This is a genomic window from Litchfieldia alkalitelluris (assembly GCF_002019645.1).
Classification (GTDB): Bacteria; Bacillota; Bacilli; order Bacillales; family Bacillaceae_L; genus Litchfieldia; species Litchfieldia alkalitelluris.
In genome coordinates this window covers 2,751,357-2,763,029 of the sequence record NZ_KV917374.1, presented here as the reverse complement: position 1 = coordinate 2,763,029, position 11,673 = coordinate 2,751,357, and the positions used below count along the sequence as shown (strand labels likewise).

At 33.9% G+C, this 11,673-nt stretch carries 14 protein-coding genes; 4 read left to right on the top strand and 10 right to left on the bottom strand.

Annotated features, from left to right (window positions below; all coding sequences use genetic code 11):
• Positions 1-60 precede the first annotated feature (60 nt).
• Entirely contained in the window at positions 61-837 is a 777-nt protein-coding gene (locus tag BK579_RS12755) for a metallophosphoesterase (RefSeq protein ID WP_235848418.1), read from the bottom strand.
• Between the two features lie 11 nt (positions 838-848).
• Entirely contained in the window at positions 849-1,238 is a 390-nt protein-coding gene (locus tag BK579_RS12750; RefSeq protein WP_078546021.1) for a hypothetical protein, read from the bottom strand.
• Between the two features lie 167 nt (positions 1,239-1,405).
• Here BK579_RS12750 and BK579_RS12745 point away from each other — a divergent pair, with 167 nt between their 5' ends.
• The 3 genes from BK579_RS12745 to cotJC are packed head-to-tail and all read left to right on the top strand — an operon-like array spanning position 1,406 to position 2,516.
• Entirely contained in the window at positions 1,406-1,639 is a 234-nt protein-coding gene (locus BK579_RS12745; protein WP_078546019.1) for a spore coat associated protein CotJA, read from the top strand.
• On the top strand, positions 1,636-1,896 hold the full coding sequence (locus tag BK579_RS12740; protein ID WP_078546017.1) for a spore coat protein CotJB: 261 nt from the start codon (positions 1,636-1,638) through the stop codon (positions 1,894-1,896). Before BK579_RS12745 ends, BK579_RS12740 begins: the two co-directional genes overlap by 4 nt.
• Positions 1,897-1,946: 50 nt before the next feature.
• A complete protein-coding gene (cotJC, locus tag BK579_RS12735; protein WP_078546015.1) occupies positions 1,947-2,516 on the top strand; it encodes a spore coat protein CotJC in 570 nt (189 codons plus the stop codon).
• A gap of 151 nt (positions 2,517-2,667) precedes the next feature.
• Here cotJC and BK579_RS12730 read toward each other — a convergent pair whose 3' ends face one another.
• The 4 genes from BK579_RS12730 to BK579_RS12715 are packed head-to-tail and all read right to left on the bottom strand — an operon-like array spanning position 2,668 to position 6,556.
• Positions 2,668-3,363 carry a LysM peptidoglycan-binding domain-containing protein gene (locus BK579_RS12730; protein ID WP_078546013.1) on the bottom strand — a complete coding sequence of 232 codons (696 nt, stop codon included), beginning with the start codon at positions 3,361-3,363 and terminating at the stop codon, positions 2,668-2,670.
• A gap of 10 nt (positions 3,364-3,373) precedes the next feature.
• Complete coding sequence (locus BK579_RS12725; RefSeq protein WP_078546011.1) at positions 3,374-3,955, bottom strand: CPBP family intramembrane glutamic endopeptidase; 582 nt, start codon at positions 3,953-3,955, stop codon at positions 3,374-3,376.
• 10 nt (positions 3,956-3,965) lie between these two features.
• Positions 3,966-5,498 carry a RecQ family ATP-dependent DNA helicase gene (locus tag BK579_RS12720; protein WP_078546009.1) on the bottom strand — a complete coding sequence of 511 codons (1,533 nt, stop codon included), beginning with the start codon at positions 5,496-5,498 and terminating at the stop codon, positions 3,966-3,968.
• Positions 5,495-6,556, bottom strand: coding sequence for a YpbB family protein (locus BK579_RS12715; RefSeq protein ID WP_078546007.1), 1,062 nt, complete (start codon positions 6,554-6,556; stop codon positions 5,495-5,497). Before BK579_RS12715 ends, BK579_RS12720 begins: the two co-directional genes overlap by 4 nt.
• Before the next feature lie 397 nt (positions 6,557-6,953).
• Between BK579_RS12715 and BK579_RS12710 the strand changes: the two genes are divergently transcribed.
• Positions 6,954-7,202 carry a ferredoxin gene (locus BK579_RS12710; protein WP_078546005.1) on the top strand — a complete coding sequence of 83 codons (249 nt, stop codon included), beginning with the start codon at positions 6,954-6,956 and terminating at the stop codon, positions 7,200-7,202.
• Positions 7,203-7,466: 264 nt separating this feature from the next.
• Here BK579_RS12710 and BK579_RS12705 read toward each other — a convergent pair whose 3' ends face one another.
• From BK579_RS12705 to sigX, 4 genes are all read right to left on the bottom strand, one after another.
• Positions 7,467-8,279: a histidinol-phosphatase gene (locus BK579_RS12705; RefSeq protein WP_078546003.1), complete on the bottom strand. Its 813-nt coding sequence runs from the start codon at positions 8,277-8,279 to the stop codon at positions 7,467-7,469.
• 221 nt (positions 8,280-8,500) lie between these two features.
• Positions 8,501-9,469 (bottom strand): peptidoglycan DD-metalloendopeptidase family protein, encoded by a 969-nt coding sequence (locus tag BK579_RS26940; RefSeq protein ID WP_328589273.1) that lies wholly within the window; start codon positions 9,467-9,469, stop codon positions 8,501-8,503.
• Positions 9,470-9,898: 429 nt separating this feature from the next.
• On the bottom strand, positions 9,899-11,131 hold the full coding sequence (locus BK579_RS12695) for a hypothetical protein (protein ID WP_078545999.1): 1,233 nt from the start codon (positions 11,129-11,131) through the stop codon (positions 9,899-9,901).
• Entirely contained in the window at positions 11,106-11,657 is a 552-nt protein-coding gene (gene sigX, locus BK579_RS12690; RefSeq protein WP_078545997.1) for an RNA polymerase sigma factor SigX, read from the bottom strand. The genes BK579_RS12695 and sigX overlap by 26 nt, the downstream gene beginning before the upstream one ends.
• Positions 11,658-11,673: the final 16 nt, after the last annotated feature.

Below are 11,673 nucleotides of genomic sequence, written 5' to 3'. Positions count from 1 at the left end.
GCTTGCTTTATCGTTATTATAACGAACAAACCAAGATGTGTAAAATATAGACACCTTGGTTTATTTTCCACTTTTTGATTGTATTGTTATTAGGTGTGTTTCTGGTGGAGCTCCTAATCTAAGAGGAAGCTGAGTAGTTCCATACCCATTGCTAATCAACAATTTTGTTTGACCGATGGTTTCAATACCACCTCTTTTAAATAAACCGACACCAAAAACTCTAATTTGTCCCCCATGCGTATGTCCAGAAAGAACAAGATCAATTTTTTGTTCAGGAGTTACTTCCTTCATTATTTCGGGATCATGTGCAGTAAGTATTTTAAATGATGGATTCGTTCCCGCATCCATTAAAGCAAAATCCAAACGGTGTCTTCCTGATTTGAGATCGTCAATTCCTAGAATTGAAAAACTATCTCCACTTTCAGACTCAAATATAGCCGCAGTATTATCTAAAATGATTACTCCCTCTGAGATCAATAAAGAATCTAACTCATGATAATCAACTTCATAATCATTATTGCCCCATACATAGTAGGTTGGTGCAACTGATTTTAACTGACTTATATTATACTTGATAGTTGAAAAAGGTACACCTTTTTCACACAAGTCTCCACCAATAACTACTAAGTCCGCTTTCCCTTTCACTTGTTCAATAATTTTCTGTGAAATTGTTCTTTTATGAATATCAGATATAAAAAAAAGCTTTATATCTCCAAAACTTTTAGGAAATGTATCGAATTCAAGGGTTGTTTTAACTACATTATTCTGCTTAGCCTCAAAAATCATAAATATAAATACCGATAAAGCAATCAAGATTAATACCAATATTCCAAACAAAATTTTTCCTCCTACTCGACACTCATTGGTTGCTTTTTCAAATCTGTTGAAAGTGCTCCATATATTACTGAAAAAATAACCAAAATCATTGTTTGCCAAAAACTTATTAAACATAGGATTACTATACTAATAAAGACACTATAACATAATAATAATGAGATTGTGTTTACTTTTCTTCCGTATTTTAACAGATTCGTTTTTTCAATTACATCTTTTATTAAAATAGCATGTAAAAAAAAGCTAATCAAAAAATATATCATAAATAAAAAGAAAGAGGATGGACTTAAAACAAGTTGAACAATAAACTCTTTAAATTCAAATGGAACAGATATCTGAATAGAAGAAATCATTAAATAGCCAGATCCAAATGCAATTATTAATTGAAATATTTTTTTATTCACGACACTCCCCCCTATAAGACTACTATGTGAGAAAAGTTCCAGCCATACAATTAATTTATTCGAAGACTTCATTTACCATTTTTTCTCAACTACATGTCATAAACAATTATGTTTTTCCATAAGCATGAATTGACACCTTTTGAACATTTTGAATTGGAGGTAATGTTATGCAGCACCCTTTTAGGAAGAGTTACGTACCTTACTCTAGTCCATTTGATCCGTGCCGACCAATCCCTAAAAAGACATATGTTATACCACCAAACATTGTGATTGGTTTTCAACCACCGAACCTTCCGCAATTCAGCCCGAAGGAAGCTTTATATGCTGGAACTCTTTGGAAACCGTTTTACGACCCCTATTATAATCCATATGAGAAAGGAAAAAGGGAGGTATCAGAATGAAGAAAATGCCACCTGAGTATTATGCGTTGCTTGAAGAATTACAAGCAGTAGACTTTGTTTTAGTAGAATTAACACTTTATTTAGATACTCATCCTGAGGATTATGATGCCATTAAACAATTTAATGATATGGCCCTTCTTCGTAAGAAAATCGCTAAGCAGTTTGAAGCAAACTTTCATCCATTACTCCAATATGGACACAGCTATTCCAGCTATCAATGGAATTGGGATGATAGTCCATGGCCTTGGCAGGTTTAATAATATTTTTGATTTTGCACCAAAACCTTGTTTAAAGGAGGAGTTATTGAATGTGGGTTTATGAAAAAAAGCTACAGTATCCCGTTAAGGTTAGTACGTGTAACCCCCTTCTAGCAAAATACCTAATCGAACAATATGGTGGAGCCGATGGAGAATTATCTGCTGCCTTAAGATACTTAAATCAACGATATACCATTCCAGATAAGATTATTGGATTACTTAATGATATTGGAACCGAGGAATTTGCACATTTAGAAATGATTGCAACAATGATTTATAAACTTACAAAGGATGCTACCCCTGAGCAATTAAAGATTGCTGGAATTGATGCTCACTACGTTAATCATGACAGTGCATTATTTTACCATAACGCTGCCGGTGTTCCATGGCAAGCAAGCTTTATTCAAGCAAAAGGTGATCCAATCGCTGATTTATATGAGGATATTGCCGCGGAAGAAAAAGCAAGGGCTACTTATCAATGGATTATCAATATGAGTGATGATCCTGACCTGAATGATAGTTTAAGATTTTTGAGAGAGCGTGAAATCGTACACTCCCAACGTTTCAGAGAAGCTGTTGAAATACTAAAAGATGAACGAGATAAGAAAAAGATCTTTTAATTATTTTACCCTGGGGATATATAAAAATCCTTGGGGTTTCTTATGTTATGAATGTTTTAGTAAATTTGCTGTTTAATATAATATGAGCCTGTACATCAATTAGAAGCAATAAAGAATAACCCGAGACATCTTCTTCTCGGGATTAATCTCTTTACTTCTTCTCGTCAATTTGGATAGGAATCTTTAGTACTTGGCCTACATACACCTCGGTGCCATTTAGATTGTTCCATTTCTTAATGAGTGACTCACCGTCTCTAGATTTATAGTATAGTAGTGAAATTCTGTACAAATTTTCTTTTTCTTTTACAGTATGATATTTAACCTCATATTCAATTTCCCGATTAACTTCAGGCTCCGAAACAACACTTTCTTGATTTGTATCTGTAGATTCTGTCTCCTTCTTTACTTTGGAAGGATCGTCAGTTTTATGTTCTTCTTCATTTACTGTATTTGTATCCTTTTCTTCTTCATTACCTGTGTCCTCTTTTTCTTCTTCCATAGACTCAGATGTAGCGTTCGTGATTACTTCATTTTCTACTTTCTTTTCGTCATCACTGGTCTTTTGCGCATAATTTATTTTTTCTACATTTGGATTAAGTATTTCACTATTGGCTTTATCACTAGAGGACTGATTTTTCAGATATAGGGTTGAACTAAATATAGTTAAAATTAATAAAATAAAGAAAAGGCCTAACAATCGAACAATAGGATATTTTATTTTAAAGATTGTTCTTTTCTTTTTTGTGTTATGAAGATCACTTCTGGGTGGTAAGTGGTTTTCTTGCCCGTCTAACTGATCAAATTCTTCTTGTGTAAGTTCTTTATAATTGTCATTTTTATCACTCATAATTTACCTCCTAGTTAAGGCCTTTTAAATAGTCTAGTCTGATTTTCACCGCAAAGACAAAATCAATTAGAAAATGAGCAAAGATTGTTATCCAAAGGTTTTGTGTTAACTCATAAACATACCCTAATAAAAAGCTTAATGAAATAACTGCAAGTAGTAATACCCATTTATATAAATACCTTACATGTAATAAAGCAAATATAAGGCTTGCAATAATTAATCCAAAATGTGTTTGAAGAACACCTCGAAATAGTAATTCTTCCGTAAAGGAGATTATAAAACAAACAAAGAATATATGGATAATGTTTAAATTCTGAAATAAAAGACGGTTAATTCCACCATCATCTAACATTTCCTTAGGTAACCATTTTGAGAGAATAAAGTCAATCAAAATCACACTAAGGGCTACCGCCCCACCAATCACAATAATCTTGGTATCAATTTTCCACAGGTTTTTAAATGAAGAAAAATCATCAAACAACATAACACCTAAAACAATAGATATTATTAATAAAATACATTGTGTTAAATATAAATGATAAATAATCTCCCGATTAGGCATATTTTTAATCATATCAGCTTGTCGATTCATTTAATGCTTCTCACTCATCCTTTAAAAGAATACTTCGGAATTCCTGTCTCCAATCAAGAGGCTTCCACCTTACTCTTTTTTTATACTTTGACAGATTATTTGATAAGAGATCTTTCGAGCAATTATCACAGCAATCTTTTGGTTTATTGCTAAGTTCTTCTCCAAAATAGTTCAATATCTCCAATCTTCGGCATTGATCAGTTTTAATCCACTTTTCCATAAAATAAAGCTTTGATTGTTTGTATTGAATTCGTTCTCGTGCCTTTTGATGAATGTATCTTGAAATTGAATTAATATCAAAAGTAGCATGGATTACTTGATGTTGGATAATCGATGCTTTCTCTAAATGGTATCTTATAAAACGCCACACAGTTTCTGCTATGATATTTTCTTGGCATAGTCTGGTTTCTACGTCTCTTGTAATGGATAGTTTACCATCTTTTTCAATCATTCTACTCATATACTCCATGACCATCTGTATCTGTTCAAGTGTAGGCAAATCATTCGTAATTAATAATTCGGGTAACTCATAATCATGATTACTAAATAATAAAACCGCGACACTTTGTTCTCCATCTCTTCCCGCTCTTCCAATTTCCTGAAGATAACTTTCTAACTGTGTAGGAAAGTGAAAATGAATAACAAAACGGATGTTTGACTTATCAACACCCATGCCAAATGCGTTTGTACTACAAATGACCTCTAATTGATTATGAATAAATTGTTGTTGGATAAGCATTCTTTGTTCATGTTCTATCCCACCATGGTAATAAGCTACATTCTCTATTCCAGCATCCATCAAATACCTCGTGACACTTTCGGCAGAATTTCTGCTAGAAAAGTAAATAATCCCAGGACCTTCAAGTGATTGAACTAAACTTTTTAACTTTTCTAGCTTTTCTTGATAATGATCCACCTTCTCCACAATAAAGGAAATGTTTTTACGATCAACGGAGTAGAGATGCCTTTTCACATCATTAAGTTTCAAGCATTGTACAATATCTTCAATAACTTCATTTGTTGCCGTTGCTGTAAGTGCTATACAGGGTGGGTTCTTAAGCGACTCTCTTATTTCACCAAGCCGGGAATAGTCCGGACGGAAGTCATGTCCCCATTGTGAGATACAATGAGCTTCATCAATGACAATATACGATATATCAAGTACCATCAGTTGGTCTACAACCCACTTGGATTGAAGAATTTCAGGAGATGCATAAATAAATTTATAATTTTTCAGTTGCGAAAAAACATATTTCTTTTCCTGTGGTGATAGAAAGCTATTAATTGCGACAACTCTTTTTTCTCCCTTTTGTCTTAATTGGTATACCTGATCCTCCATAAGAGATAAAAGAGGTGAAACAATTAAGACAGTCCCTTTATCCAAAGCATAAGCAGGTAACTGATAACAAATTGATTTTCCACCACCTGTCGGTAGCATAGCAACTACATCATTCCCTTTTAGTACATCTTCAATAATTAACTTCTGCCCCTCTCGAAAGGTTTTATATTTAAACCTCTGATAAAGTACTTCTTCTAGTTTCATTCGTTTACCCCACTTTTTGCAAGAACTAACCTAATTTCAAAATATGAAACATCAAAATGGAGCGCTTCTCTGATCCGTTTTAATTTTAGCGTATCAAGAGCCTTTTGCGTTTTTATTATTTCTTCTTGTTTTTCTTTAGAAACATATGGTTCAATCTTAAATGCCTCTACATGGTGAGCTATTTCCACGATATGATCCTCAACAGTGTTCAACTTTAGGCGCCTTAGAAAGGCTATATTTTCAAGAGAATTCCCTTGATTTAAAAGGTCAAGTGTCTTAGCTGTTGATTCAGTTAAAGAGTATTTACGATTAGGTATTGTTGATTTTATCTCTGCAAGATTCGGAAATGTTAATGGATCATGTTCAATCCTCATTAACATAAAGTGGATAACGTTCATAAAGTATATTTCAACTTGCTCTTCATCTAAAGAAAGCATCGAACCAATTTGTTGATTAGTGTAACCAATTCTTCCTGAGCTAGAAAGCCTTAGTACGAAAATCATTGCATCGTCCTCAGATAATACAGAGAGACACTCCTCACATTCCTTGTAGATGGCACTAGCTAATTCTTGTTTAGATTCTTTTCTAGTCAACAGGTATTGCTTTGCCCAGGTTAGTATATGTTGATCTTGTTGTATTGTAATATAATTCCGTTTATCACGTATTAAGTTCGATAGAACCTGAATGATTAGTGAGAGCCTCTGCCAAAATTGTATACCTGCATCGTAGTACTTCCAACCATTTATATACGCAGGAACAATTAAAGAACTATGTTGCTCTAAAGTTTGTTGTCCATTTGTCGTGAGCTTGTATATATTTTCATCGACTGCTTCAATTAAGTTTTTTTTTGATAATTCATCAATATGTTTGATAAATTCAATTCTTTTAAGTTTTTTTAGCACACTAAATAACGGTGATAGCTGGAAGAACTCGCCATCAACAATTGTTTGAGATGACTTCTTCCCAGTAAGAATATGAAACACCCCATAAATTGACCTTTCACATTTTATTTGGTGAATGCAATATAATAAAATAAGTGAACGATATGAAATGTTCATGTATCAAAAACCACCTAATAGCAGAAATTTGTCGAAATACGATATATTTATTTTAACAAATGCTTCTCTATCTGAATACTGTTTACCCATGTTTTCTTGTAATGATTTCACTTTTTTGTTTCCAGCTATAACTTCTAAAATTAATTCTTTAAAAACTAAACCAAATTGAATAGGTTAGGAATAACTGCAAAAGTGTTTAATAATATGAATTAAGGGGAAAACAATAACAGGGTAAACCCTTATCTGATAAGCATTCTCAGTAGACTTTTCTATTGAAATGTTTAAGAAACAGTTTTACAATAGGTATGAAGAATACGTTAGCATCTTCTACCATTGTGGTAAGATGTATTATAATTAGTATGTTTTCGCGATAAAGAAATTGGGAGGTTTTTTACTCATGGCAAAGTACACAATTGTTGACAAAGAAACTTGCATCGCATGTGGAGCATGTGGAGCAGCAGCACCAGACATTTATGATTACGATGATGAAGGTATTGCGTTCGTAACATTAGATGATAACCAAGGAATTGTTGAGATTCCTGATGTATTAGAAGAAGATATGATGGATGCTTTTGAAGGCTGTCCAACTGATTCTATTAAAATTGCTGATGAGCCATTTGATGGTGACGCACTTAAATTTGAATAGAACTAATTTGAAGGGTTGATCTTTATTAAAAAGGTCAGCCCTTTTTTATGTTAAGATTAGATAATTCTCTTCCCTGAAGACCTAAATTGAAATACACGTGGGAATAAGCGGTCGATTATAAGTGAATAGCACTACTAATTCAGAATTTTTCTTTATAACTACAAATAGGAGTCAAGTTTTATTAAAAATAAAATCCGACTCCGTTTCTATACTATTTGATTACAAACATAGGTGAATCTATGACTCCCATTGCATCATCGCAATTTATCCAATTGGCACTTCTTTTCTCTCACCCTTTTCAAAAGTTACTAGACTGTCATATCCAATTGACTTAGCTAAATCAATTGCTTGGTCGTAGTCCGCGCCTACATCACCAGGGACATGTGCATCCGAAGATAAAACAATAGGGATTTTTTTATCAAAACACATTTGAAGTAATCTAGGGTCAGGATATAATTCTCCAATAGGTTTACGAAGTCCTGCCGTGCTGATTTCAACACAGGTTTTCGAGTTAGCTAATGCTGTTGTAGCACGATCATACTGATGTAATAGAAATTCCACATCATTTGGTATATATTTAAAAATTTTAACTAAGTCAAGATGACCTACAATATCAAATAAATTAGATTCTGCTAGAGTAACAACTTGATCAAAGTATTTTTCATATGTGTTAAATAGATCTCTTCGGTCCCACTCTTTTCTATATTCAGCTAAATCAATACCAAAATCATCTACCCAGTGAATAGAACCAATTACATAGTCAAAATCATATGCCTTGATAAACTCTTTCATTTCTTGGTGCTTTCCAGGAGTATAATCCATTTCTATTGACATTTTCACGTCAATTTGCTGATTCCATGCTTGTTGGAACAAAGCAACATAATCTTTCATGTCATAAAAACGTCGTTCATCAACCCATGGGTTACTTAGAATATTCTTTGTTTGATAGAAATGATAGGCATGCTCAGAAATCCCAAAATGCTCTATTTTTTTTTGGGCGGCCTCGTCTGTAAACTGTTTCAAATATGGTAGTGTAAGTGTTCCTCGCTCTAAATGGTTATGATAATCTGTAAGCAAACCTTTTCCCCCTAATTTTTTTATCATTATACCTATTCTTACCTTTAAATACAATGATTGCAAGAGGGATTTTTTCAAATTTTACAAAAGTTCTTTTATACAAGCTGATTGTTTAGCTGGAGCATCTAGCTCATAGAAAGCTCCAGCCCGCTTCAACCGGATGTAAACTTCCTGGTCGGATTCTACAGTTTTCAGGTTGGTCAATGCAGTTTAGCTTCTGTTTATTCTTTCTTAACAACTAATTCTTGCATTGGGAAGATTAAATCACCAGTCAGATTATTTAATTCACGAAGTTCACTAACAGAAATTCCAAATTCCTTAGAAATTTTCAATAGTGAATCTCCAGCCTCAACAATATACTTATTTTTATGCTTTGGCTCTATCACTAGTTTTTGCCCGACTACTAATAAAGTCGAAGATAATTGATTTGATTTCATAATAGACTCAACCGTTACATTATATTCATTTGCCAAATCCCATAGAGTTTGGTTTGGCTTAATTGTTATTTCTTTCGTTTCAATTTGTTCATGATGATTCGAAACTGCAATCGAATCATCTATTAACCCTTTTTCTTCATTAATCAATATTGCTGATGAGTGTACACTTTCAATATGTTCAATCGCTGCTAACTTCATTTCTTTACGCTGCTCCTCGTTTTCTTCATCATCAATCGCTGCTAGAAATTTCTTTTCATTTAATACAGTTAATGGATCAATTGCATTATCCTTTTCATAATTCCACTCACCTATATGTACTTCAAAGTGTAAATGATCACCCGTCGATACACCTGTACTACCAACTTCTCCGATCTTTTGGCCAATCTTAACTTTGTCACCTTCATCCACATTCCGTTTACTTAAATGTGCATATACTGTCTCTAATCCATTAGGATGACCTATAAATACTACGTGACCATATGTATTTGAATAATATGACTTATTGACGATTCCCTCGTCTACTGTAATTGCTTCTGTACCATAAGGTGCAGCTATATCTAATCCCATATGTCTACCGTGTCTCGTTCCAAATGTATCTGTTATTTCACCAACAACTGGCCATACCCAATGATCTGTTCCTTCTTTAAAGGATGTATTCGCGCTCGTCGAATTTCCAGCTAGAAATAATCCACCTAAAATGAATACCAACATGGCTATCAATGCCACACGGTAGTATGTATTTTGCATTAACATTATAATCCTCCTAAAATAATTCATGTTGCTAAGTATCATATGTATGCCTGTCTCATTTTAGAACCATGCTATCGCTTGTTAATACACCCCTTTGTTTTTAACAGGCTGTCAAAACAAACACCCTTTCATTATTTGACATCATTTCTTAAAATATGTAAGAAAAATTTATAAAATCGATTTTAAGATTTTAAGTAGGATATTCAATCATAAGAAAAACCGGCCAAAACTCGGTCCTTTTTGTTTAGTGAAAACCCGATAATTTGTACTCTAAGCCATTTGCTCCTTTATCATACAAGGGTACATTTCGCTACCAGACTTCTTACACGAAAATATAGGTGGAGTGGTAGGATATACAAACCAAAGTATGTAGTGCAACTATAATAAAGCTAAAAAGCTGTCCATGACTGGACAGCTTCAACAATAATTTAATTAATTTAGTACAATCGGATTTGGGGCAACTGGAACAGTAGTACGTTCTCCTAAGATGACATTTCCTACACGATCCATATTCCCTTCAAAGGTTACTGTTTTAAACCCAAACTCTTTAGCGGTAAGAAGAATGGCTTCAAATGCTATTTGATAATGCTCATTATCTTCAATTGGACTTTCAAATGTGACTGTAAGATTTTCTCCTTGTTCATCTTCTTTAAGATAAAACATTGCTTCAGTTGGTATAGATGGTTCAAGAGAAAAATCACCCAAACCTTCTGGATTTCTCATAGCTGTAAAAGCTTCTTCGATCGTCTTATATGGGCTCATTGAATAGATGAGAAACGACTGTTCTGAACCTTCATTTTTTAGATAAAAATATCCCAACTTACGATTTTTTTCAATCTCCAAAGAATCTGTAACAAATCCACTTTGACCAATTTCAGCCCCAATTTTACCATCTTTCATATAAACAACATGATTATAGTCTTCAGTAAGCCAGCGAAATGAGTTAGTCATTGTTGCATCAAATACACCCGCTTCAGCAGACGAAAATGATGCAGTATTTGTTTCTGACGGTATGTCAACAATTACATTTTTCATACCATTAGAATCTGTTTCTTCTGAAAAGCGCAAATAGTCTACAGCGAATGGCTCAATCCCCCAGATTGCTTGTTTTTCAAGAAGAAGATTATTTAATAACGGTAAGGTCTCATTGTATTTTTGAACTGATGTTTGACCATCATTTTCAGTTAAGACACTCACAGTTGTATAAAATTGTCCTGCAAAAACAGGTACGGTAAATGTAAGTAATGTTTGATTAACAAGATCTTCCTCATTGACAAGATGCGTTTTACTGGGTTCTTGCATAATCGTCATCTCTTCTTCACCAACATTTTTAGCACTATCTTCTTCTTTAATCGAAGCAATACCAGCCTCTTCGTCTCCCTGATCACCTACTGACAGTTCTGCTACTCGTTCTTGATCACTACTAGATTCAGAGGACTCAAGCCCTGAATTCAGATTATTGAAAAGTGATGGACTTAGGACAAAAAACAGTATTAAGGCTGCCGCTGCTGCGATACTTGGAACAACCCAAGTTGTTTTTCTTTTCTTTTTTACTTGCAAGGAGATGTTTTGGTAAATTTCCTGTGGATTGCGGTTATCCTTCATTGGTGGCATTTGTGTTAAAAGTTGCTCTAGTTGTTCATCGCTCCACTCTGACCTTTTCATCAAAAGCTCCCTCCTTTACTCCCAATTCTTCCATATAACCCTTTAACACCTTTAGAGCACGATGTTGAGTTGTTTTTACCTTACTCTCTGTCCAGTCTAAGGCCGCTGCCGTTTCATTTATCGATAATGATTGAATATAACGCAATACCAACACCATTCGCTGGTCAACCGTGCATTTATCAAGACATTTATACATCATTTGTACTTGTTCATTTTGAACAGCGATTTCCTCAGGTAATGGAGCAAAATCTTGAACCTGCTGTTTATTCCAATCAAACGATTCCATGATTTTTTGCTTCCAGCCCTTTTGTTTTCTAAATGAGTCGATTGCTACATGTCTCGCAATTGAAAACAGCCACGTTTTTTCACTGCTTTTCCCTTCAAATCGGTCATAGGATTTTAATACTCTTATATATACTTCTTGAACAAGATCCTCAGCTTGTTCGCGATTTTTGACCATATAAAATAAAAAAGAAAAGACATCGTGATGATATTTTTCATATAGTTTTTGAAACACGGCGTCCATACCTTTTAACCTCCCT

What these genes read in the sequence shown, in the direction of transcription:
- BK579_RS12745 (WP_078546019.1), top strand. Translation starts at nt 1,406, where the DNA reads ATGCAGCACCCTTTTAGGAAGAGTTACGTACCTTACTCTAGTCCATTT.
- BK579_RS12720 (WP_078546009.1), bottom strand. Translation starts at nt 5,498, where the DNA reads ATGAAACTAGAAGAAGTACTTTATCAGAGGTTTAAATATAAAACCTTT.
- BK579_RS12715 (WP_078546007.1), bottom strand. Translation starts at nt 6,556, where the DNA reads ATGAACATTTCATATCGTTCACTTATTTTATTATATTGCATTCACCAA.
- cotJC (WP_078546015.1), top strand. Translation starts at nt 1,947, where the DNA reads ATGTGGGTTTATGAAAAAAAGCTACAGTATCCCGTTAAGGTTAGTACG.
- sigX (WP_078545997.1), bottom strand. Translation starts at nt 11,657, where the DNA reads ATGGACGCCGTGTTTCAAAAACTATATGAAAAATATCATCACGATGTC.
- BK579_RS12695 (WP_078545999.1), bottom strand. Translation starts at nt 11,131, where the DNA reads ATGAAAAGGTCAGAGTGGAGCGATGAACAACTAGAGCAACTTTTAACA.
- BK579_RS26940 (WP_328589273.1), bottom strand. Translation starts at nt 9,469, where the DNA reads ATGTTAATGCAAAATACATACTACCGTGTGGCATTGATAGCCATGTTG.
- BK579_RS12730 (WP_078546013.1), bottom strand. Translation starts at nt 3,363, where the DNA reads ATGAGTGATAAAAATGACAATTATAAAGAACTTACACAAGAAGAATTT.
- BK579_RS12725 (WP_078546011.1), bottom strand. Translation starts at nt 3,955, where the DNA reads ATGAATCGACAAGCTGATATGATTAAAAATATGCCTAATCGGGAGATT.
- BK579_RS12710 (WP_078546005.1), top strand. Translation starts at nt 6,954, where the DNA reads ATGGCAAAGTACACAATTGTTGACAAAGAAACTTGCATCGCATGTGGA.
- BK579_RS12740 (WP_078546017.1), top strand. Translation starts at nt 1,636, where the DNA reads ATGAAGAAAATGCCACCTGAGTATTATGCGTTGCTTGAAGAATTACAA.